Consider the following 22,130-nt stretch of genomic DNA (forward strand, 5'->3'; position numbering starts at 1 on the left):
TGAGAAATTAAATCAAACCTCTGGATTTCAATTCCAAATATTTATTTAAACTATTTACCGTTAGATCTTTTGGATCAGTCAATATCGTATGAATACCATACTTTTCCAACTCTTTTGCGATTAGTTTTTTATCGAATAAGAACTTTTCACCAATGGTTTTTACGTAAATATCTTCAATGCTATCAGCTTCTTTTCTTGTCATTTCTTCAATTTCCGAATTGTTAAAGAAAATCACAACCAAAAGATGATCTTTAGCCAAGCCCTGTAAATAGGGAAGTTGCCTTTTCATGGAATCCAAACTTTCGAAGTTCGTGTACAGCATAAGCAAACTTCGGCCTCTAACAAAGTGCTTCACCGATGAATAAAGCAGTTCGTAATTGGGTTCCGGATAATCGGTTTCCTGGTTGTACAAAACCTCCATGATTTTCTTTACCTGAGTTCTTCTTCCTCCTGCACGAATATTAGAATGAACATTTTTACCAAAGCAAAGCAAACCTGCCTTATCGTGTTTTAAAATTGCAGTGTTCGATATTACCAAGCTTGTATTTATGGCATAATCCAACAGGCTAAGTCCATAAAAAGGCATTTTCATGGATCTGCCACAATCAATAATCGAATAAACAGGCTGAGCCTTCTCATCCTGGTATTGATTCACCATGATCTGTGATTTTCTGGCCGTTGCCTTCCAGTTAATGGTTCTGTAATCATCTCCTTTTACGTATTCACGAATCTGATCGAACTCCATTTGATGCCCAATTCTGCGGATCTTCTTGATTCCAAAATCTGTTAATCGGTTCGAAATTGCCATCAGTTCGTATTGGCGCATTTGCATATATGAAGGATAACAAGGAATCATTTCCGAATTACCCAACTTAAACCTTCGCTTGATGATTTTTAAGAATGAATAGGCATAAACATTAATTACTCCAAAGTGATATTCTCCACGACTTAATGGTCTGAGCGAGTAATTAACCAATTTTTCTTCTCCTGCTTTTAGCGATAGCGAATAGTTAAAATCTCTCTTTTGAAATTGAATTGGAATTTCATCAATCAAATCAATGTTAACTGTAAAACTGTAGTTGTGCTGTAGCTTAATCTGAATCGGATTTTCATCTCCATTCGATAATTTTTCAGGACAAATTCGTTCTGCCTGAATAGCATCTTTAGTTCGATACAACAGAAGAATATCAAAGCCCAAAGCGATTACAAAAAACAGGCAGGCTAATTTTGCAATGGTATATAGTACTGGGATAAAAAAGCCCAATACGGATATCACGGCAATAGCGCTAATCAGCCAGTAGAAAAAAGGATGTAGGTATAAAGATTTAATAAACTTCATTATCGTGGGATTTCAATACCTTCCAAAATGTGATGAATGATTTCCTTTGGTTTAATTCCTTCCATTTCCTTCTCAGGAGTTAAAATTAGACGATGGTGTAAAACCGGAGCAACAATATTTTTGATATCGTCAGGAGTCACAAAATCGCGTCCATGAATGGCAGCGAAAGCCTTGGCTGCTGTCATTACCGAAACCGATGCACGAGGAGAGGCTCCCAAAATAATTCCAGGATGATTTCTGGTCTTTTGAACAATCTGTACAATGTATTTTCTCAGGTTTTCATCAATGTGAATGGACTGAACTCTATCTTGCATTTCTTTAATTTGATCAGCAGATATTACCTTGTTTATGATTTGAGTTTCTAAAGCTCCTCTTCGTTCGTGTTTGGTTTCAAGTATACTTAATTCTTCCTCTTCGCTTGGATATTCAAACTCAACTTTCATTAAGAATCGATCCAGTTGTGCTTCGGGCAATCTATAGGTTCCTTCCTGTTCAATTGGATTTTGTGTTGCCAATACCCAGAATGGTTCATCCATTTTATAGGTGTTGCCATCAATACTTACCTGGTATTCTTCCATTACTTCAAACAGGGCCGATTGAGTTTTGGCAGGAGCACGATTGATCTCATCAATCAACACAATGTTCGAGAAAATTGGACCTTGGTTGAATTCAAATTCCGATTTGCTCATGTTAAAGATGGTAGTCCCCAAAACATCCGAAGGCATTAAATCAGGGGTAAACTGAATTCTTGAAAAATCAGAACTGATTGCTTTTGCCAATAGCTTTGCCGATAAAGTTTTAGCAATTCCAGGAACACCTTCAATTAAAATGTGTCCTTTAGAGAATAGACCAACAAGTAGTAGGTCTATGTTTTTTTCTTGTCCAACAATTACTTTTTGGATCTCAAACTTAATTTGATTGATTAGCTGATTTAATTCACCTAAATCAATTCTATTTTCGAATTGTGTGTTTCTTTCCATATGATGTGATTGTCTTATTTGCAATTATTATAGATGTATTCAATTTTGGAGTGGAAATCTTCCAAACCCTCCTGAGTTAAATGTGTTAATGTTTCAATTGATTTGGATTGATCGAACAGCATTTGCAATGTTTTTTCCGGCAAGCCTGATCGACTGCTCAATTCTTTGATGTTTTCCTTCTTGAATTCGATGTGATATCGAGATCGAATGAATTCTTTAAAGTATTTGAGTTTCTTATCCGCAATATCTTTGTGGTTTTTCTTTGTGTAATACAAGGAACCTAATGTTTGAATAAATTCAAGAGAAGTGTTTCTCAACGGTTCAATTATGGGAACAATTCTCTGTTGTCTTTTCCCTTGGAACAGAAGCAAGAATATCAGACAGAAAAACAAAAGGTAAAAACCCAATTTTAATGGCGGATGGATTAATAGGTACCTTAGTGGCGAACTGTGTCTTAATGCTCTTGTTGGTTTGTAATACTCATCCCAAACAATTGATTGGTTAGGAAGGTAGCTAAAAGCCCCGGCAATGTAATCTGCATTATTAGCTTCAACCACGTTGTAATTGGTAAATGCCAATGGTTGGCAGCTATAAAAGATATTTCCTTTGCCAAATTGTTTTTTAATAAATTGGATGTTCTTATCTACATCTCTTCCCAGTACAATTAAACTGTCTCTGTTAAATTTTTCAATGCTTACAACATCAAAAGCCTTTTCGTATTTATATTTTTTATTTAAGGAGATGTTCTGGTTTTCCAATTTTTGAATACGCACCGTTTTTCCTAGATTGGAAAACATTACATTGGGCGTAAGGCTAAGGTCAAGTGTATCTGCTAAGGGATGACTAATTGATGATGCTGCAATAAAAATTTGATTTCCATTCTCGGCAAGTTTCACCAACTTATCGACGTCCCATTTTTGCATTTCCAGATTATTGCTAATGAAAATGTAGTTCTTAAGAGGATCTGATATCTTGCTTTCGGGATAATTAAAAACTGGAACTGTTTTGAATTCTACTTCTTTATTTGGAAACAAATCTGTTTTAATCAGGTTCATTAAAAGATATGAGCCAAAAGGCCTTTTGTCATCAGAATTGAAGCTTTGTGTCCAGTCAATTGGTGTTGGAGCAAATAGTTCAACAAGAAACAGCAATATCAAGATGACGATAAACGGATAAGTTGATTTGGGAATTATCAGTTTCATTTTATTAGTTTCTTGTATTAAACAATGAGTTAAATTTTTCGAAATCCTGCCCAATTAAGGCATATTCGTCTTGAATTATCGAAAAGTTTCCATACCAAACAGCTTCGTACAGATTGCTTAGCTTATTAAAGTCTGTTTTTACTTGCTGGTCTTTTATTTCGTTGATGTAATCGTAATTGGTTTTTTCGGCCTTCCAGTTGATGAAATTGTTTTTACTAAGTGATTTTAAAGAGGATAAAAACTGGTAACGAACGGCAAGTCGGTATTCCCCCATTTTTACAGCTTTTGCAATTTCCTCTTCCCAATTCACATTTTCAGGATTTACATCATCGGCAAATGGAATATTAATAATTTTTTGATGCGGACTGAACAGTCCACTTGAATTGCTTTTGATAATAATGTATATGAGAAGAATTAATAATCCGCCCAGAATTATATATCGTAAAAACCATACTACTCCAAGGCTTTTAACTAAAAATACATACCATCGGTTCAGCATCAAGCGAATTTTATCGAATAAGCTGATGTTTTCAACTTCAGAAAATTCGTAGTTAAATTCCTTTTGTTGGCGATAGTTCTCAATTCTACTTTTAGAAATGTCTTTTTTATAAATCTCTACTTGACCTTTATCAAGAATTAAAGTATCTGCCTCATTGGTATGGGCAGCAAAGAGTTTGGTTCCCGATAATATCAGGAACCAAGTTATTAAAACTAATATTCTAAACGGGTTATTCATCTGTTTATAATTAGATATTTTAGGCCAGATGGAACTTACCAATTCTAAATAATTATTTTCATGTGTGAGGTAATAATTATTTAGAAATGGACGTTTCATTATTGCCAACAGTTTCCAAATCCTTTAATAAAGCTGGGCTTTGTCTTCTTTCAATTAAATTAAAGTATTGCATTACAATGGCGGTTAAAGGCAATACTTGTATAAGAGCATAGCCAATTCCCTGTATAATCGAAAATAAGATCAGTAAGGATTTACTTGGTGTCATTGCATCACCATTTGCCATAAATATGGTGCTCATTAATTGATAAATGGTTGATGGAAGTTGGAACACAAAATTTAATGCAGAGCTAATTAATCCCATAACAAAAAGAACGGCGAATGTATTCCACCAATTGCTCTTAATTAGATTAAAGCAAGCACTAATGGCATTGCCTACACTTTCATCTTCGAAAACAATGATTGGAACTACCAAACTGATGCAAACACCAATGTATATTCCTGGAATGATAAGAAGAATACATCCCAATACAACAATTATACCTGATAAAATAATAGCGCCTAATATTTTAGGAATATTATTTAACATGGCTTTCCCAACTTCATTTACCTCAAAGTTATTAGCACCCTTGTCGCGATATAATTTAATGTATTGTGTAATAAAGGCAATTGCTACTGTGTATGAAATTAACATGAAAATATAGGATGCTAAAGTTGAATAGATCACGGTAGACGATGAATAGTTGGCATTTATTCCAGAACCATTTCCTAATGAAAGTAGTGTTTCATATTGAAACAAGCCCATCACAACTCCTTGAAGTAATCCAAATGGTACCACATAGTAAAGCATTCCTTTTAATAAGTTTTTGAAGTTGTACTTTATAAAAAGGAAAGTGTCGCTAAAAAGAAGCCCAAAATCTCTTACTTTTTCAAGTCTAAAATTCTCTGTAGTCATTTTTTAAAATTTATGTTGATTCTTATATACTCTAACGGGGTTTATTACAAAATACCAAATGATAAATGAAAAGGAGCTGATGATTATTGCCCAACTCAGGACCATTGGCATATTGGTATGTCTTGTTACGAAACCTTCCAAAAAGCCTGCAACTATGAATATTGGAAAGATTCCAGCAATAATTTTCACACCTTTTCTAACTCCAATTTGTATGGATGTTTTTCGAGGTAAAGTTCCTGTAAATATCAAGCTATTTCCCAAAACGATACCTGCAGCACCAGCAATTACAATTACTGATATTTCTAGGGCTCCATGTATCCAAATTACCCGGGTCGATTCCCAAAATAAATCGTGTCGCACAAAGAAGTAGGTAAAGCTGCCCAGCATAACTCCATTTGAAAATAACACATATCCAGTTCCGAAAGCAGTAAAAATTCCCAGTACAAATGCCATAATGGACACCTTTACATTGTTAATTGTGATACCCAGAAACATTAAGGTTTGTCCATGTTGTTTGTAAACTGCCATTGGATCATTCTTTTCAATGTTGTTCAAAGTCATGTTTACATAGTCATCTCCTAAAATGGTTCGAACAAATGCTTGATCTCCTCTTGAAGATAAAACACCAATTAGAACAGATACCGAGAAAATTAAAAAAGCATACAGCAATTGCTTTCTGATATCATATAATGTTAAAGGAAGCTCGGTAGTCCAAAAATTTCTGAATGCTCCTTTTTTTGCCTTTTTGTTCTTATAAATTTGTTGGTGAACACGCATACTTAACTGATTAAGGTATGCAGTAGTTGAAGACTTTGGGAAAAATGTTCTGGAGTAAGATAAATCATCAGTAATTTGGATGTATAAATTTGCCAAAGTATCTGGATTACTTTCTGATTGATCCTTAATTAATTGCTCAAATTTTTCCCATTTATTCTTATTTCGATTAAGAAATACAATTTCTTTCATAAATATTAGAGCCAATAATCTGTGTTAGATCGCTAAAGTTATTTTAAATAGTTTAATAAACAAAAGCTGTTTATTGATTATTTACATCTTATTTATTTAAGTTGTAGAAAAACAATGGTCTATAAATTCTGTTTAATAAATTATGCTTGTAAATTTTCATCTTTTGTTTGCGATAGGTATATTCGTTCTGTATTAAACAAAACTACCTATGTCTAAAATTGGAATTGAAACTACTCAGAATGTACAATTAAACTTTCCACTGGCGAGTGTGGGGGAGAGAATCGCAGCTTACCTGCTTGATGCTTTATTTGTTGGTGTTTGCGCTTTTTTTATAGCCATGGTAGTTGGACTTTTGGGAGAGGCATTTGCAATAGGCTTTGTTTTTTTGGTACCAGTTTTATTTTATAGTTTACTTTTTGAAACCTTTATGAATGGGCAAACTCCTGGTAAGCGTATCATGAAAATAAAGGTTTGTAAGATTAATGGAGATGCTCCTGGATTTATTCACTACCTAATTCGCTGGATGTTTCGTTTGGTAGATATTGGATTAACCAATGGTGTTGCAGCTATTCTTACCATTGTTATTGGTGAAAAAGGCCAAAGAATTGGAGATATTCTTGCTAAAACAACCGTGGTTAAAACAAATCATACCATGAAACTTAGCAATACCATATTATCAGAGGTACCAGATAATTACCAATTGATTTTTCCTGAATCAAGAAAAGTTGTGGATAAAGATTTGGAACTTTTCAAAAGAGTGATACAACAACTTAAAACCATGGACGACCCTGTAGAAAAGTTGACTTTTGGATTAAAAGCACGAGCAAAAGTGATGGAGCAATTGGGCATGAAAACAGAAATGCCACCGGAACAATTTTTCCAAACCTTAATCGATGATTATAACTTTATTCATAAGAACGTATAAATCAGAAGGAATCGACAAAAATTAATTTTTGTCGATTTTTTTTGCGTCCGTTTTTCATATTCTGCGTCTACCTGATTGAGATTAGAATTAAAATGTAGAAAGTAAAAAAGTAAAGAATATGAGTAACGAATGTTGTGGATCGCAATTGTATCATACCGGAATTTGTTGTAACGATGATAATGTGAATGCGGAATTGGTAGACCAAGTTTTAAATGCTCCGGAAGATAAACCTTTAAAAGATTGTGCTTGTAAGGGACTTGGACCATGTCAGTGTCCACCGGAAAGTAAGGGAAAAAATGATATTGCTGATCAATTTAAAGATATGAAATACATTATTGATGCGTGTGGTTGTGGTGAGGGTTGTGGCTGCTAAATCAACAGAAATATATTTGTATTTTAATAACCACTACTAATTAATTTTCACAAGACCATTTATTTATTATTTCGTGTAAGCGGAAAAATAGGTAAGTGGTTTTTTATTTAGAATTGTTATAGATAACTTCTCAAAATTTATATTTTTGTTTTCTATAGTTTAATTCGAGAATGTATGGTAGAGCATATATGGAGAACATATCACAAACAATTGCTTTCTTTTATTCGAAAAAGAGTATCTGATTCTGCTTTGGCAGATGATTTATTGCAGGAGGTTTTTATAAAAATTCACAATAATATTGATACTTTACATGAAGGGAAGAAGGTAAAGGCCTGGTTGTTTCAAATTACCAGGAATACCATAATTGATCACTATCGTCGCTGTGAACATCATGAAGAATCGGAAATTCAGCTTCTTGAGTTAGAAGATGAAAATGATGCTAATGCTATGACTGATATCCAGTCTTGTATTGTGCCAATGATCAAATCTTTGCCCGAGGATTATCGAGATGCGCTTTTGTTAAGTGAGTTGAATGGATTGAGCCAGAAAGAACTTTCAGAGAAACTTCAAATTTCATATTCTGCTGCGAAATCGAGAGTTCAGCGTGGAAGAAATCTTTTAAAAGAAGCATTAAGCAGGTGTTGTAGTTTTCAAAAAGATTCGAAAGGACGAATAATAGACTACGAAAAAAAGATTAGCAGTTGTGATAACTGTCGTGAAAATTAAAGCCATTAGCAAGGAACTAATGGCTTTTGATCATTAATATCTGTTATAAAACTTTCGTAATTCTTCGGTTAGGTCTTTGTAAATAGGTTTGGTAAATTCTACGAATAAATCCTGATGTGCTGGAGGAAGAATTGGTTCATGTTCACAAATTTCAAGCTCCTCCTTGCTTAATGCTCTCTCATCGCCATTAAAGTGTCCCCACTCATGAAACCAAATGAATTGGCCGCCAAACCTTTTGTCATTGATAATTTTTTGATTGCCAAATTCAATTACCTTAAGGAATAGTAAACCTTTAGAAATAACTTCTCTTTTGTGAATGTGAAGCTTTGCCTTTACTTTATTATAGACTTTTATTTTATCTCCGTTTTTAAGGGTTGTACTACCTACCTCAACACTATCTGCACTAATGGCTTCCTTCTCGTAATTTGTGTCATGTGTTTCTCCAACAATAAAATCTTCAAATCCCATTGAAATAATATGGTCCGGATATTCAAGCTTTTCAAGTTCAGCTTGTTTAGGAGTGTAAAAGCGTACAAATCTTCTTTTGATATTGTGGAAAAGATATTGTGTTACCTGGTCCTGGAAAAACTCAGAGCTTAACTTGTATTTTTGAGAATTCACAGGGATGTGTTCAATAATTACTTTTAGGGTTGCCATGTATTCAGCTTCCTCAAGTTTAATTTGAACATCCTTGTAATTGGGAACAAAGCCATTGGCTTTTTGGAAGTGGTTGTAGGCATTGATTCCATCTTGTCGGCCACCTTTTGCCAATGCATTTAAGCCAGCTTGGTAACATTCAGGTGCAGCATTTAACTTTGCCTGTTCCAATTCATACTGGTATGATTTAGGATTTGGAATCAAACGAATGGCTGCTGGGCATCTGTTGATATCGTTGTACATGCGATTTAGCAACTGGTATTTATCGACAGATTTGGTGTTTTTAAAAGGATCAGCAGAAGCCTGTAAATTGTTAATTTCTTTTTCGTACCATTGTACTGCCAGCGGGTAGCTTGAAAGTAAGGTTTCCTGGGCTTTTATTTTATCAGGATTTGACCTTAATCGATCAACCGATTTGCTTACGGCTGCAAAATAGTTTCCATGTTGCAATGCTTTTTCTCCGGAACTGCATGCCGTTAAAACAACAAGGCTTGATAATACAATGTAGTGTAATAGTTTTCTCATATGTGTGGGATTTTTAATGTCGCAAAAATATATTTAAAATGAATACTACGGTGATTTGAGTTTATGGTTTCTTAAATTTTTATGCATGAAGAAGCAAATATCTGGCCAAAACTTAATGCTGGTGACTCATAATGAAAATATGAGGTTTTCTGAGATGAAGATCCATAAATGTTAATTTTTGTGCCAATTATTAAGCTTATATCACACCTTTTCTTAACTCATAATACTTTATTCTTTACCATTTTGTAATGTTTTTCGTCAATTAACTTAACAATAGTGATTTACATTTGCCTATAATCAAGTAGTTGAATATATGGCGAAAAATAAGCGAAAGGTAGAAGTGGTAGTTTTATCTGATATACACTTGGGAACTATAGGGTGTAGAGCAGATGAGCTGCTAAAATATCTAAATTCCATCCAACCTAAAAAATTAATATTGAATGGTGATATTGTAGATATCTGGCAATTTAAAAAGAGATACTGGCCCAAGTCACATATGCGTATAATCAAACACATCACATCCCTATTGTCAAAGGGTGTACCAGTGTATTACGTAACTGGAAATCACGATGAGTTGTTGAGGAAATTTGAGGGATTTACACTGGGCAAGTTGCAAATTGTGAACAAGCTGATTTTAAATCTAAATGGCAAGAAAGCATGGGTGTTTCATGGCGATGTATTTGATGTTACCATGCAGTATGCAAAATGGCTTACAAAGCTTGGTTCAATTGGGTATGATCTGTTAATCATGATCAATTCCGTGGTGAATTATTTTGCTATGTTAATGGGACGAGAGAAAGTTTCTTTATCAAGAAAAATAAAAAACAGCGTGAAATCTGCGGTAAAATACATCAATAGTTTTGAACAAACAGCTGCTGAAATTGCTATTAACAAAGGCTACGATTACGTTGTTTGTGGTCACATTCACCATCCGGAATATAAAGAGATTACATCCAAAAATGGTTCTACCATATATTTAAATTCCGGAGATTGGATTGAAAGTTTAAGTGCATTGGAGTATCATAAAGGAGAATGGAGCATTTATGAATACAATAAAGATCAGAATGCAAAAGTTATGGAACTCGATCTGGAAAGTTATCAATTGGATGATAGCAATAAGATATTTAAAGAACTACTGGTAGAATTTACCTCTGGAGAAAAAAATGCTGCATCGTGATGGTTTTTATCATCATTTTTTCTGAACAAGATTTGCTTAAGAACAATTAATGAAAATATTATATGGAATTCAAGGAACAGGTAATGGCCATTTGAGTAGAGCCATTGAACTGATTCCTTATTTAAAAAAAGAAGCTGAGGTTGATATTTTAATTTCAGGTTTGCACCACGATTTAGAATTTAATCACTCAATTAAATTTAAGAAACAAGGTTTAGGCTTTTTCTTTGGTAAGAATGGTGGGATCGATATTTGGAAAACCATTCGAAAGTTTAATGTTTATCGATTTTTAAAAGACATAAAATCATTGCCTGTTGAAGAATACGATTTGGTAATAAGTGATTTTGAACCTGTAACTTCCTGGGCCTGTAAACTGAAAAAGGTTTTTTGTTTGGGTTTGAGTCATCAGAGTGCCATGTTGAACTCTCGTACTCCAATGCCTGAGAAAATTGAGTTTTTGGGTTACCAGGTTTTGAAAAATTATGCGCCATGCAATCACAATGTAAGTTTCCATTTTAAAGAATATGGGCATAACATGTTCACCCCGGTAATCAGAAGAGAGATCAGGTTATTGGAGCCTAAAAGTGATGACTACTATCTTGTTTATTTACCTGCATACTCTGATGAGAAACTGATTTCGGTTTTATCTCATTTTCCAAATGTTCAATGGGTGGTTTACTCAAAGCATAGCAAGTTAAAGTATCGTTCAGATAATGTAGACATCAACCCGGTGAATGGTGAAGCTTTTATTCGAAGTCTGAAAGATTGTGCCGGAGTATTATGTGGTGCAGGTTTTGAAACACCTGCCGAAAGTTTGTTCCTGGGAAAAAAACTTGCAGTAATTCCCATGAAAAATCAATTTGAACAAGTCTGTAATGCGCATGCATTAAAAGAGTTGGGAATTCCTGTTATTACAGATTTGGAAGATGACGGCCCTGCTAAAATAAGAGAGTGGATCAGGGAAGAAGGTTTAATTACAAAGCTAAACTATCCCGACAATGCCAAATCGGTAATTAAATACCTTATGAATCATTATGCACTACAGGATAATTTAATGTAGAATAGCTTTGGTTTGTAAGCGAATGGCATTTGTTGTATTTTAATCTGATAAACTGTAAAACATTACATATGTCAGAATTTATTAATAACAATGCTGCTCGCATTGATTCATTATTCCAGTTTTGTCTGGATCTGATTAAAGGGAAAAACGGCAAGGAATTAATTGAAGCTCATCAGGAGGCAATAGATCATTTGTGTCCTAACGATATCATTCAGGTGGTTCATAAGTTGGTTGAGGAAGATTTAGCCATGGACGATTTAAAAATTGGGATCAATAAATCATTGAATGTCTTTCACAATGCTATTATTTCTCATGAAAAACCTGAAGTGGATTCGAATCATTTCCTGGGAATCTTGATGCAGGAAAATAGAGAGTTGGAAAAACGATTGGGGGAAATAAAACCTTTGGTGAAATCGTTTAATAAAGCTGAAACTGAAGATGATTTAAAGAAAGATTTAAGAGAAATCCATTCAAGAATAGAAGGGTTTGCAGAATTTGAAAAGCATTATTCACGAAAAGAGAACATCTTCTTTCCTTATTTCGAGAACCAGTACCCGGAGTACAAATGTTTGGGGGTGATGTGGTCCATTCATGATGATATCAGACGCCTTAGGAAGGAATTATTGCAAGCCCTTGCCACCGAACAATCGGATCTGAAATTGATTAATAAACTGATTGGAGACCTGTTCTTTTTAAAGTATACCATCATTTTCAGGGAAGAGTATTTGCTATTCCCTGTTGCATTGAATGCCGTATCATCTGATTTATGGGATGAGATGAACCAACAGAGTTTGGAAGTAGGCTTTAGCTTTATCGATCCCCCGGTATTTACTTCTGATCGAAAAAGTAAAAAATCCAAGTCATTTTCATTCGAGGGAAAAGAGCTCGATGCAAAGCAATTGGGAAACACCATACTAAATTTCGATACTGGCTTAATGACTTTGGACCAGGCAATGATGCTTCTGAATCATCTACCTGTTGACATTACTATGATTGATGAAAATGATAGAGTAAGATTCTTTTCTAATCCTAAAGATCGGTTCTTTACCCGTTCCAAGGCCATTATTGGCAGAACAGTTCAGAACTGTCATCCACCTGAAAGTGTTCATATTGTAGATGAGCTGTTGAAAGCTTTTAAATCGGGAGCAAAGGATAGCGAACCCTTCTGGATTCAGATGCAAGGCAGGTTTATTTTAATTCAATATTTTGCTTTGCGCGATGATGAAGGTAACTACAAAGGTTGTATCGAAGTGAGTCAGGATTTAACAGACCTTAAGAATTTGGAAGGAGAGAAGAGGCTGATGGAGTAAATCGAAAACAGATATTTATTCAAACAATAAGCCCTGAAAGAATTTTCCTTTCAGGGCTTATTGGTATTTTGAATATCAAGTGATTTTACAATCTGCTCATGAATTTTACAGGATCGATAATATAGCGAACGTGGAAAGCAGAACCAATTTGTCCATCTTCGTCAGCTGCTTCAATTTCGAAACTTAATTTTTTACCATCCACTTTTACCAATTTTGCGGTGCAAGTAATTTTAGCACCAAGCTTGCTGGCTTTGATGTGTTTGGTGTCAATTTGAATTCCAACCGAATCCATTCCTTCTTCAAGATTAGCATCGATACAAGCTACTGCAGTTCCTTCCATAAAAGCAACCATTGCAGGAGTTGCATAAACATCCAATTTACCTGATCCGTGATATTTTGCTGTATTTTGTTCGCCAACAATCATTTCTTGTGTGGCAGTTAATCCTTCTTTTAAAGCCATATTCTGTCTGATTTAAAATTCTGATGTAAAATGGAATTCAAGATTCGGATAATTTGATTGTGCCATTTGAAGCATGTATCCTGAATCTGCAAGGAAAACATCTCTACCATGCTTGTCTTTAGCCATGTACTGATATTTTGCCTTCTTGAATTCTTTTAATTGTTCTTCATCCTCGGTCTTAATCCAACAAGCTTTGTGAAGCATGATTGGTTCCCAACGACAGGATGCACTGTATTCGTGTAGCAAACGGTACTCGATTACTTCGAACTGTAGCGCGCCAACGGTTCCAATTACTTTTCTTCCGTTGAACTGAGAAACAAACAACTGAGCAACCCCTTCATCCATTAACTGGTCAATCCCTTTTGCCAATTGTTTCGATTTCATCGGATCGGCATTTTCGATGTATTTAAACAACTCAGGAGAGAAACTTGGAATTCCTTTAAAGTTGATTTTTTCTCCTTCGGTAAGAGTATCTCCAATTTTAAAGTTTCCTGTATCGTGCAAACCGATAATATCGCCAGGGAAAGCTTCCTCGACAATTGATTTTTTCTCGGCCATAAATGCGGTTGGACTCGAGAACTTCAATTTTTTGCCATTTCTTACATGCAGATATGGTTTGTTTCTTTTAAAGGTTCCCGATACAATCTTTACAAAGGCAATTCTGTCTCGGTGGTTTGGATCCATATTCGCATGAATCTTAAACACAAATCCAGAGAACTTTTCTTCTTCAGGTTCAATAACTCTTTCAACCGTCTGACATGGCAGTGGAGAAGGAGCTACTTTAATGAATACATCCAATAATTCGCGCACACCGAAATTGTTCAAAGCTGATCCAAAGAACACCGGAGCAATCTTAGCATCCAAATACTCCTGAACATCAAATTCAGGATAAACTCCCGATACCAAATCCAATTCCTCGCGAAGCACTTCTGCATCTTCTCCAATGTATTCTTCCAATTTCGGGTTGGAGATATCATCAAATTCGATACTCTCTTCTACAGTTTGAGTAGCAGGAGTAAACAAACTTAAATTTTTGTGATAGATATTGTAAACACCTTTAAAGTCAGGGCCCATATTAATTGGCCAACTCAAAGGATTTACACTCAATTGCAATTCTTTTTCAATTTCATCAAGCAAATCAAAAGCATCCTTACCCAAGCGGTCCATTTTGTTAATGAATACGATTACAGGTGTTTTACGCATTCTACAAACCTTCATTAGCTTTCTGGTTTGTGCCTCAACCCCTTTGGCAACGTCAATTACAATAATTACACTATCGCAGGCAGTTAAGGTACGGTAGGTATCTTCTGCAAAATCCTGGTGACCTGGAGTATCAAGGATATTGATTTTATGTCCTTTGTACTCAAATCCCATTACCGATGTTGCAACCGAAATACCTCTCTGACGTTCAATTTCCATGAAGTCAGAAGTTGCAGTTTTCTTAATCTTGTTTGATTTTACAGCACCTGCAACGTGAATTGCACCACCAAAAAGAAGTAATTTTTCGGTTAGTGTAGTTTTACCGGCATCCGGGTGTGAAATAATTCCGAACGTACGGCGTCTTTTAATTTCTTCTTTGAAACCCATTTATAGAATTGTATTTACTTTCAAAATTTAGCATGCAAAAGTAGTAATTAATACCGACAACTTATGCGATATATTTGGTTTAAAACTTTAATTACTGGTTAAAAATTGAATCTTTTTCTTATCTTCACGCTTCCAAAATTCAAAACACACTAAAATGAAGCAAATTGGGTTACTTTCCGATACGCATGGGTATCTTGATTCTGTTGCATTAAAGCATTTGAGTGATTGTGATGAAATTTGGCATGCTGGAGATATTGGAAATATTGAAACGGCAGAAGCTCTTGATCAAATCGCACCTCTCGTTGCAGTTCATGGCAATATTGATGGTCAGGAAGTTCGTTCGCAATATTCAAAGCATAATCGATTTACATGCGAGAATGTGGATGTTTGGATGACTCATATTGGAGGATATCCAAAAAGGTATGATGTAAATGTGAAGCCGGAAATTTTTAACAATCCGCCACAACTTTTTATTTCAGGACATTCCCACATTTTAAAAGTGGTATTCGACAAGGAGTTGAACTTGTTACACATTAATCCTGGAGCTGCAGGATTACAGGGATTTCACAAGGTTCAAACTTTAGTGAAATTTATAATCGATGGTAAAGAGATTAAAGACCTTCAGGTGGTCGAATTCGGAACAAAGGGTAGATCTCTTTAAAGGAATTTAAATTCAAACCTGAAATCAAATTTATTAGGGGGAATTTTTTTTGGTATACTAAAATTATGCCAAAGGTGTAAATTTTGAGTTTTCTTAAACAAGAAATTCACCTTCATCTTTTTAAAATACCAAGTTTTTGTTATATTTAGATATCTAAATTTGATCTTACTTAACACTTGTTTATGAGTATTGAGTGAGGCTAAAATATTGAGATTTAGAAATATCAGCATTTGCAGATATGTGTTAAAAATACGCATAAAAAGATCGGGAAATCCGATAAGATTGATTTGCATTCTAAGATTTTCGATTGCTAAATGCTGAAAGACCAAAATTTGAATTAAAAATTAATCAAAAATTCACTAGACATGCTATTTGATTTTGAATTGATAAAATCTGTTTATGAGAAGATGCCCGAAAGGGTGAATAAAGCCAGAAATGTTCTTGGCAAACCACTAACCTTAAGTGAAAAAATATTGTATTCACATTTATCTGTTGAAGAAAAAGGTGAAAAATTTGAAAGAGGAGTAGATTACGTAAATTTTGCTCCGGATAGAGTTGCAATGCAGGATGCTACAGCTCAAATGGCTTTACTTCAGTTTATGAATGCAGGTAAGCCTAAAGTAGCGGTACCATCTACAGTACATTGTGATCATTTGATTCAGGCATCAATAGGAGCTGAAAAAGATTTGGCTGACGCTAAGGATCAAAACAATGAGGTATATAACTTTTTGGAATCTGTATCTAATAAATATGGTATTGGCTTTTGGAAACCGGGAGCTGGTATTATTCACCAGGTAGTTTTGGAAAACTATGCATTCCCCGGAGGTATGATGATTGGTACCGATTCTCACACTGTAAATGCAGGTGGTTTGGGTATGGTAGCCATTGGTGTTGGCGGAGCTGATGCTGTAGATGTAATGGCAGGAATGCCTTGGGAATTAAAAATGCCAAAATTAATTGGAGTAAAACTTACAGGTAAATTAAGCGGATGGGTTTCTCCTAAAGATGTAATATTAAAAGTAGCTGGTATTCTTACCGTAAAAGGTGGTACTGGTGCAATTGTAGAGTATTTTGGAGAGGGTGCCGATGCCATGTCATGTACAGGTAAAGGTACTATTTGTAACATGGGTGCTGAGATTGGTGCTACGACTTCCATTTTTGGTTACGATCAGAATATGAGCAACTATTTGCGTCACACAGGTCGTGAACAAGTTGCAGATTTGGCGGATGTAGTAATGGAGCACTTGCGTTCTGATGAAGAAGTGTACCAAAATCCTGAAAAATACTACGATCAACTAATCGAGATAAATCTTTCGGAGATAGAGCCATATATTAATGGTCCGTTTACTCCTGATTTGGCTCACGATTTGTCATCTTTTGCCAAAGCAGTTAAGGAGAATGATTATCCTCAAACTTTAGAGGTTGGTTTGATCGGATCTTGTACGAACTCATCATATGAAGATTTATCGAGAGCTGCATCACTTGCGAAGCAGGCTAAAGATAAGAATCTGAAAGTAAAGGCTGAATTTGTGGTAACTCCTGGTTCGGAACTGGTGCGATATACTACAGAGCGAGACGGAATCCTGAAAGAATTTGAAGATATTGGAGGTGTGATTATGGCCAATGCATGTGGACCTTGTATTGGGCAATGGAAACGCCATACCGATGATCCGACAAGAAAGAACTCAATCATTACTTCTTTCAATAGAAATTTTGCCAAGCGTAATGATGGGAATCCAAATACACATGGTTTTGTAGCTTCGCCAGAATTGGTTACGGCTATGGCTATTGCAGGAGATTTGTGTTTCAATCCAATGACTGATACTCTTGTTAATGAAGATGGAGTAGAGGTGAAGCTTGATGAACCAACAGGACTAGAATTTCCACCAAATGGATTTGACATGAAGGATTCAGGTTATCTGGCTCCTCAGGCAAATGGTTCGGAAGTGGTTGTGGATGTGAAAGAAGATTCGGAGCGTTTGCAATTGTTAGCTCCTTTTGGAGAATGGGATGGTTCAGATTACAAAGGATTAAGCCTGTTGATCAAGGCCAAAGGAAAATGTACAACAGACCACATTTCTATGGCAGGACCGTGGTTAAGATTCCGCGGGCATTTGGATAACATTTCGAACAATATGCTGATTGGAGCTGTTAATTACTTTAACGAAGAGACCAATTCCATTTTTAATCCGGTTAGTGGTTCTTATGATGAAGTTCCTGCTACAGCTCGAGCGTTAAAAGCACAAGGAGTAGGTTCAATCGTAGTTGGGGATGAAAACTATGGTGAAGGATCATCAAGAGAACATGCTGCAATGGAGCCGCGTCATTTGGGTGTTAAAGCCGTTATTGTGCGTTCGTTTGCTCGGATTCATGAAACCAATTTGAAAAAACAAGGAGTTCTGGCACTTACATTTGCTGATAAAGCGGATTACGATAAAATTCAGGAAAAAGATCAAATTGATATTATCGGTTTAACTGATTTTACTCCTGGAACACCATTAACACTTGTTGTAACACATGAAGATGGAACAAGTGACAGTATTGTAGCAAATCACTCATACAATAATGTGCAAATTGAGTGGTTTAAAGCAGGAAGTGCACTGAACTTAATCAGAAAACAGAACAAGTAAAACAAAAAACAATGAATAATCCTGGAATCAATTACCCCACTTGATTCCAACTCTAAAGTATAGACCATATGAAGAAAACATTAAAACAAACTTTGTCTGTGAAGATTGAAGAACACAGACCAAGAACAAAACGCCTGTTAAAGGAATATGGAGATGTGGTTGTAGATAATGTAACCGTATCTCAGGTGATTGGAGGAATGAGGGGATTGAAATCACTGGTTACTGATATTTCTTACCTGGATCCTGAGGAAGGTATCCGTTACAGAGGATATACACTGGGAGAAGTAATTGAAAACTTACCAAAACCTAAAGGTGGAACAATGCCTTATGTGGAAGGTTTGTTTTATCTGTTACTAACCGGCGATTTCCCAAATCAGGAAGAGGTAATGCAAGTAGTTGATGAATTTAGCAAGAGAAGAATTGTTCCTCGCTATGTTTATGAGGTAATTGATTCTTTCCCATGTTGCAGCCATCCAATGGCCATTTTCTCAACTGCAATTCTAACATTGAATCGTGAATCGGTGTTTAACAGACAGTATCATGCAGGTTTAAATAAGAAAGATTACTGGGAAGCAACATATGAAGATGCGCTTAACCTATTGGCTAAACTTCCTGAAATTGCTTCTTATATCTACAATAAATTATATCGACAAGGACCAAGAATCCAATCGAATCCTAACCTGGATATGGGTGGAAACTTCGCACATATGATGGGAATTGATAAACCTTACGATGATGTATCAAGATTACATTTTATTATTCATAGTGATCACGAAAGTGGTAATGTGAGTGCACATACAGGTCATCTTGTAGCAAGTTCTTTGTCTGATATTTACTTGTCGATATCAGCAATGATTAATGGCTTGGCAGGACCACTTCATGGCTTGGCTAATCAGGAAGTTTTAAGATGGCTACAGGATGTGATGGATAAGATGGGCAATAAAGTGCCTACCGAGGATGAGATGAAACAATTTGTTTGGGATACACTTAATTCGGGTCAGGTAATTCCAGGTTTCGGTCACGCTGTATTGCGTAAAACCGATCCTCGTTACATGTTGCAACGTGAATTTAGCTTAAAGAACTTGCCTGATGATCCAATTTTCAAATATGCTGACTTACTTTACAATGTGGTGCCTCCAATTTTGAAAGAACATGGTAAGGCGAAAAATCCATGGCCAAATGTGGATGCTCAGTCGGGTGTAATTCAGTGGCATTATGGTGTTACCGAATATGATTTCTACACAGTTTTATTTGGTATTGGTAGAGCTATTGGTATTTGTGCCAATATTATTTGGGACAGAGCTTTAGGTTATCCTTTGGAAAGACCAAAATCGATAACAACTGATATGTTGGAGAAAATAGCTGGTATTAAAAAGGAAGTGGCAGAAACACAGCAAAGTTAAATGATTATAAAACAAGATAGAAAGCTGATTTCAATTTATTGATTTCAGCTTTTTTTGTATAAAAAAACTGTAAAAAAGTCTGGTGATAACTTTTTTACAGTTTTGAAGCAAAAACTAACAATATGGAAAAGTTCCAATAAATACAATTTAATAAGTGGGAAATACTTCAAATCCTACTAAACTCTAACCCTTTACCTAAACAATGTAGGATTTGAAGTATATTCGCAGTTGAAAATTAAACTACCTCTACTCACTCACAATGCCTGTATGGTTAAACATTGTGATTTCCCTTTCACATTACAAATATGGTTTCTTTTGGGACAGGAAAATAGATTGAATTTACCCAAACTGCAGGGATTATATACTCAAAATACAATGGGTATTTTACGTCATCAGAGACATAAATAAAGATAATGTTTAATTAGGGTGTGTTGTAGGTAAGAAAAAAGCCAATCTTTTATAACTTGTAAAGATTGGCTTTTGTATGACTTATGATTCTGTTTTTATCAGAATACTCTTAATTTCTCCTTCGAGTTTTTCCAAATCTTTCGAAACTTGAATTTTCATGTCATTGTACTTCTCTGAAAATTTCTGAGAAAGACCTTTATAGTAATCTACACCACTTAAAAGGTTTTTCTTAAATCCTTCAAGAGATTTAACTTGTTTAGGAATTGGATTCTTGACTTCTGACACTTGTTCTTTTAAGTAGTCGTAATACAAATTCAATTCTTTGATAAACATGTGAGGTCTGTCTTTTCTTTCGATCAAATTTGTACGGTTGTAAATGTGATCGATCATCTCTTTTAGCTTCACCTTTTTCGTAAAATACGCAAGATTAGGTCCTGGACAAATTGAAACTCCATCACCGTCTTTCTTTGTATCAATTTCATTTACCAGATACGAAGCAGTGGATAACCCTTTACACAAACATGTCTTTTGAAGTAAAAGATTTATCTCTTTCTCAAGTTCTTCTTTTGGTAAGTTTTGCTCTCTTAAGTGAGCTAACTTTAATTTCTGATATTGACGAGAAGCGGTACAAATTGGTTCCTTGGTAAACTCTGTATTTGCGATCATGTATCGCTTGGTACAAGGACTTCCTGGTTTATTTTGTTTCAATCTGTCCCAAACATCGGCATCTCTGGTGTTGCTATTCAAATTATTAAATCTTACACCAAGAGGAGAAGCGTGACTTAAAGAAAGATCTTCTTCATCGGCTTTTTCAAGCAATGACAGTGTTTTTTCATCAACATCACAAGCTTCAGGAACCATTAGGAATGGTGATCCCCAACCAATAGAATCTAAATTATACTGTTGCATTAAGAATTCATGCTCTTCTGCAGTTCCAACACCTCCTTGAGCGGTAACTTTAATGCTTAGTGGTTTAGATGGAATAGTTTTTCCTTTTTCCTTCAAAGTGCCAAAAAGAACAGGATTAAGACTGTCTCTTAATTCATCTCTCTTTTCTTTGAACTCTTGAAGGATAGGGCCCATTAAAAAACCATCGGTGGCAAATGCGTGCCCACCACAGTTCAAGCCTGATTCAATTCGATATTCCGAGATCCAAATTCCCTTTTTGGCAAGAAAGCGTCCTTGAATTAGAGCCGATCGGTAATCGCTCACTTTCAGAACTATTTTTTTCTTGATATATCCATTTGTATCTGGATAGAAATCATCGAACTGCTCAAGGTAGCCATACAAACGTGGGTTCATTCCAGCAGAAAGGACCATGGAGCTCTCCAGGTTACTCATCGCAAATCCACGAAGAGCTGCATGGGCATCATTGAATTCTACAGGTAAATCTTCACCTTCATATTGGTTTCCCTTGTCTAATTTGGTCATGATATTTACATCAATCGACCCAAGAGGAAGGTTATTGCTTAACCATTCTTTTGCTTCTTTCACATAAGGATTATCAGCAAATTTTTCTTTGAACTCTTTCTTTACTTCTGAAAAATCAGGAAGTAAATCTAAGTATTCCTCAATCTCTTTTCCTTTATCCTGAATGGATTCTTTAAGATTTTCAAACTTCTCCTTCACCAAATTATCTAATAAATTTAGATAAGATGTAATTCTTTCTGCACGAAAATCTTTGGTCTTTTCTGTAATAGGCTTAAATGGAAGGCTTAACTTCTTGCAGTACATTTCTCGCATTTTCTCTACAAGAACATCATCTACGATTGATACTACCGAAGAAATTCCCAAATGAGCCACTTTTACAGGAGTATCCACAGTAAATCCTGTACCCATAACAGGAATGTGGAAACTATGTCCTAAAATTTTACTCATGAATTGTTTTTATTGATTTAATGATACTTTACCAATGTCATGCATCGACTTTTTTATCGTGTGGCAAGTTAGATGAAATAGCCATCAAATCAAAGATAATTCAATAGAAAGTGTTTTATATTAAAGTTTAGCTTGGTGAAAGTTGAATAAAGAGCATTGTAGTGTTTTTCAAAAAATA

Annotated in this window: 19 protein-coding genes; 9 read left to right on the top strand and 10 right to left on the bottom strand. The window is 35.3% G+C overall.

All coding sequences use genetic code 11. The annotated features are described in order from the left end of the window. Positions 1-7 precede the first annotated feature (7 nt). The 6 genes from BXY64_RS07650 to BXY64_RS07675 form a co-directional block, all read right to left on the bottom strand. Complete coding sequence (locus BXY64_RS07650) at positions 8-1,339, bottom strand: DUF58 domain-containing protein (protein ID WP_120239297.1); 1,332 nt, start codon at positions 1,337-1,339, stop codon at positions 8-10. Continuing rightward, positions 1,339-2,319, bottom strand: coding sequence for an AAA family ATPase (locus BXY64_RS07655; protein ID WP_120239298.1), 981 nt, complete (start codon positions 2,317-2,319; stop codon positions 1,339-1,341). Before BXY64_RS07655 ends, BXY64_RS07650 begins: the two co-directional genes overlap by 1 nt. Before the next feature lie 14 nt (positions 2,320-2,333). Further along, on the bottom strand, positions 2,334-3,521 hold the full coding sequence (locus tag BXY64_RS07660; protein ID WP_120239299.1) for a DUF4350 domain-containing protein: 1,188 nt from the start codon (positions 3,519-3,521) through the stop codon (positions 2,334-2,336). A gap of 4 nt (positions 3,522-3,525) precedes the next feature. Then, the gene (locus BXY64_RS07665) at positions 3,526-4,257 is read right to left on the bottom strand and encodes a hypothetical protein (protein WP_147375944.1); all 732 of its coding nucleotides are present in this window, start codon (positions 4,255-4,257) and stop codon (positions 3,526-3,528) included. Positions 4,258-4,333: 76 nt separating this feature from the next. Beyond that, positions 4,334-5,209, bottom strand: a complete 876-nt coding sequence (locus BXY64_RS07670) for a hypothetical protein (protein ID WP_120239301.1) — start codon at positions 5,207-5,209, stop codon at positions 4,334-4,336. Positions 5,210-5,212: 3 nt separating this feature from the next. Continuing rightward, positions 5,213-6,175 carry a stage II sporulation protein M gene (locus tag BXY64_RS07675; protein ID WP_120239302.1) on the bottom strand — a complete coding sequence of 321 codons (963 nt, stop codon included), beginning with the start codon at positions 6,173-6,175 and terminating at the stop codon, positions 5,213-5,215. A 208-nt stretch (positions 6,176-6,383) separates the two neighbouring features. Here BXY64_RS07675 and BXY64_RS07680 point away from each other — a divergent pair, with 208 nt between their 5' ends. The 3 genes from BXY64_RS07680 (at position 6,384) to sigZ (ending at position 8,199) form a co-directional block, all read left to right on the top strand. Beyond that, the gene (locus BXY64_RS07680) at positions 6,384-7,100 is read left to right on the top strand and encodes an RDD family protein (RefSeq protein WP_120239303.1); all 717 of its coding nucleotides are present in this window, start codon (positions 6,384-6,386) and stop codon (positions 7,098-7,100) included. A gap of 118 nt (positions 7,101-7,218) precedes the next feature. Beyond that, positions 7,219-7,473, top strand: coding sequence for a hypothetical protein (locus BXY64_RS07685; RefSeq protein ID WP_120239304.1), 255 nt, complete (start codon positions 7,219-7,221; stop codon positions 7,471-7,473). Positions 7,474-7,647: 174 nt separating this feature from the next. Next, positions 7,648-8,199 (top strand): RNA polymerase sigma factor SigZ, encoded by a 552-nt coding sequence (gene sigZ / locus BXY64_RS07690; protein ID WP_120239305.1) that lies wholly within the window; start codon positions 7,648-7,650, stop codon positions 8,197-8,199. A 33-nt stretch (positions 8,200-8,232) separates the two neighbouring features. On the opposite strand, the gene BXY64_RS07695 is transcribed toward sigZ, so the two are convergent. After that, a complete protein-coding gene (locus BXY64_RS07695; protein WP_120239306.1) occupies positions 8,233-9,381 on the bottom strand; it encodes a hypothetical protein in 1,149 nt (382 codons plus the stop codon). A gap of 313 nt (positions 9,382-9,694) precedes the next feature. Between BXY64_RS07695 and BXY64_RS07700 the strand changes: the two genes are divergently transcribed. From BXY64_RS07700 to BXY64_RS07710, 3 genes are all read left to right on the top strand, one after another. Continuing rightward, a complete protein-coding gene (locus BXY64_RS07700; RefSeq protein WP_120239307.1) occupies positions 9,695-10,558 on the top strand; it encodes a UDP-2,3-diacylglucosamine diphosphatase in 864 nt (287 codons plus the stop codon). Positions 10,559-10,607: 49 nt separating this feature from the next. Further along, positions 10,608-11,615, top strand: coding sequence for a glycosyltransferase family protein (locus tag BXY64_RS07705; RefSeq protein ID WP_120239308.1), 1,008 nt, complete (start codon positions 10,608-10,610; stop codon positions 11,613-11,615). Positions 11,616-11,683: 68 nt separating this feature from the next. After that, positions 11,684-12,925 carry a DUF438 domain-containing protein gene (locus BXY64_RS07710; RefSeq protein WP_120239309.1) on the top strand — a complete coding sequence of 414 codons (1,242 nt, stop codon included), beginning with the start codon at positions 11,684-11,686 and terminating at the stop codon, positions 12,923-12,925. A gap of 85 nt (positions 12,926-13,010) precedes the next feature. Here BXY64_RS07710 and BXY64_RS07715 read toward each other — a convergent pair whose 3' ends face one another. Together BXY64_RS07715 and BXY64_RS07720 are read right to left on the bottom strand one after the other, a co-directional pair. Continuing rightward, positions 13,011-13,385 (bottom strand): thioesterase family protein, encoded by a 375-nt coding sequence (locus BXY64_RS07715; RefSeq protein ID WP_120239310.1) that lies wholly within the window; start codon positions 13,383-13,385, stop codon positions 13,011-13,013. Positions 13,386-13,397: 12 nt separating this feature from the next. Then, a complete protein-coding gene (locus BXY64_RS07720; protein WP_110359196.1) occupies positions 13,398-14,972 on the bottom strand; it encodes a peptide chain release factor 3 in 1,575 nt (524 codons plus the stop codon). Positions 14,973-15,126: 154 nt separating this feature from the next. Between BXY64_RS07720 and BXY64_RS07725 the strand changes: the two genes are divergently transcribed. From BXY64_RS07725 to BXY64_RS07740, 3 genes are all read left to right on the top strand, one after another. Continuing rightward, positions 15,127-15,633, top strand: coding sequence for a metallophosphoesterase family protein (locus BXY64_RS07725; protein WP_120239311.1), 507 nt, complete (start codon positions 15,127-15,129; stop codon positions 15,631-15,633). A gap of 365 nt (positions 15,634-15,998) precedes the next feature. Next, on the top strand, positions 15,999-18,263 hold the full coding sequence (locus BXY64_RS07735) for an aconitate hydratase (protein ID WP_120239313.1): 2,265 nt from the start codon (positions 15,999-16,001) through the stop codon (positions 18,261-18,263). Positions 18,264-18,331: 68 nt separating this feature from the next. Then, complete coding sequence (locus BXY64_RS07740) at positions 18,332-19,666, top strand: citrate (Si)-synthase (protein ID WP_120239314.1); 1,335 nt, start codon at positions 18,332-18,334, stop codon at positions 19,664-19,666. Positions 19,667-20,155: 489 nt separating this feature from the next. On the opposite strand, the gene BXY64_RS07745 is transcribed toward BXY64_RS07740, so the two are convergent. Continuing rightward, positions 20,156-21,952 carry a hypothetical protein gene (locus BXY64_RS07745; protein WP_120239315.1) on the bottom strand — a complete coding sequence of 599 codons (1,797 nt, stop codon included), beginning with the start codon at positions 21,950-21,952 and terminating at the stop codon, positions 20,156-20,158. Between the last annotated feature and the right edge of the window lie 178 nt (positions 21,953-22,130).

It is taken from the genome of Marinifilum flexuosum (assembly GCF_003610555.1).
Classification (GTDB): domain Bacteria; phylum Bacteroidota; class Bacteroidia; order Bacteroidales; family Marinifilaceae; genus Marinifilum; species Marinifilum flexuosum.

Bases quoted from the DNA above. Each gene is read 5' to 3' on its own strand.
- BXY64_RS07665 (WP_147375944.1), bottom strand. From the start codon at position 4,257: ATGAATAACCCGTTTAGAATATTAGTTTTAATAACTTGGTTCCTGATA.
- BXY64_RS07740 (WP_120239314.1), top strand. From the start codon at position 18,332: ATGAAGAAAACATTAAAACAAACTTTGTCTGTGAAGATTGAAGAACAC.
- BXY64_RS07735 (WP_120239313.1), top strand. From the start codon at position 15,999: ATGCTATTTGATTTTGAATTGATAAAATCTGTTTATGAGAAGATGCCC.
- BXY64_RS07655 (WP_120239298.1), bottom strand. From the start codon at position 2,319: ATGGAAAGAAACACACAATTCGAAAATAGAATTGATTTAGGTGAATTA.
- BXY64_RS07670 (WP_120239301.1), bottom strand. From the start codon at position 5,209: ATGACTACAGAGAATTTTAGACTTGAAAAAGTAAGAGATTTTGGGCTT.
- BXY64_RS07745 (WP_120239315.1), bottom strand. From the start codon at position 21,952: ATGAGTAAAATTTTAGGACATAGTTTCCACATTCCTGTTATGGGTACA.
- BXY64_RS07710 (WP_120239309.1), top strand. From the start codon at position 11,684: ATGTCAGAATTTATTAATAACAATGCTGCTCGCATTGATTCATTATTC.
- BXY64_RS07705 (WP_120239308.1), top strand. From the start codon at position 10,608: ATGAAAATATTATATGGAATTCAAGGAACAGGTAATGGCCATTTGAGT.
- BXY64_RS07680 (WP_120239303.1), top strand. From the start codon at position 6,384: ATGTCTAAAATTGGAATTGAAACTACTCAGAATGTACAATTAAACTTT.
- BXY64_RS07700 (WP_120239307.1), top strand. From the start codon at position 9,695: ATGGCGAAAAATAAGCGAAAGGTAGAAGTGGTAGTTTTATCTGATATA.
- BXY64_RS07725 (WP_120239311.1), top strand. From the start codon at position 15,127: ATGAAGCAAATTGGGTTACTTTCCGATACGCATGGGTATCTTGATTCT.
- BXY64_RS07695 (WP_120239306.1), bottom strand. From the start codon at position 9,381: ATGAGAAAACTATTACACTACATTGTATTATCAAGCCTTGTTGTTTTA.
- BXY64_RS07715 (WP_120239310.1), bottom strand. From the start codon at position 13,385: ATGGCTTTAAAAGAAGGATTAACTGCCACACAAGAAATGATTGTTGGC.
- BXY64_RS07650 (WP_120239297.1), bottom strand. From the start codon at position 1,339: ATGAAGTTTATTAAATCTTTATACCTACATCCTTTTTTCTACTGGCTG.
- BXY64_RS07720 (WP_110359196.1), bottom strand. From the start codon at position 14,972: ATGGGTTTCAAAGAAGAAATTAAAAGACGCCGTACGTTCGGAATTATT.
- BXY64_RS07675 (WP_120239302.1), bottom strand. From the start codon at position 6,175: ATGAAAGAAATTGTATTTCTTAATCGAAATAAGAATAAATGGGAAAAA.
- BXY64_RS07660 (WP_120239299.1), bottom strand. From the start codon at position 3,521: ATGAAACTGATAATTCCCAAATCAACTTATCCGTTTATCGTCATCTTG.
- BXY64_RS07685 (WP_120239304.1), top strand. From the start codon at position 7,219: ATGAGTAACGAATGTTGTGGATCGCAATTGTATCATACCGGAATTTGT.
- sigZ (WP_120239305.1), top strand. From the start codon at position 7,648: ATGGTAGAGCATATATGGAGAACATATCACAAACAATTGCTTTCTTTT.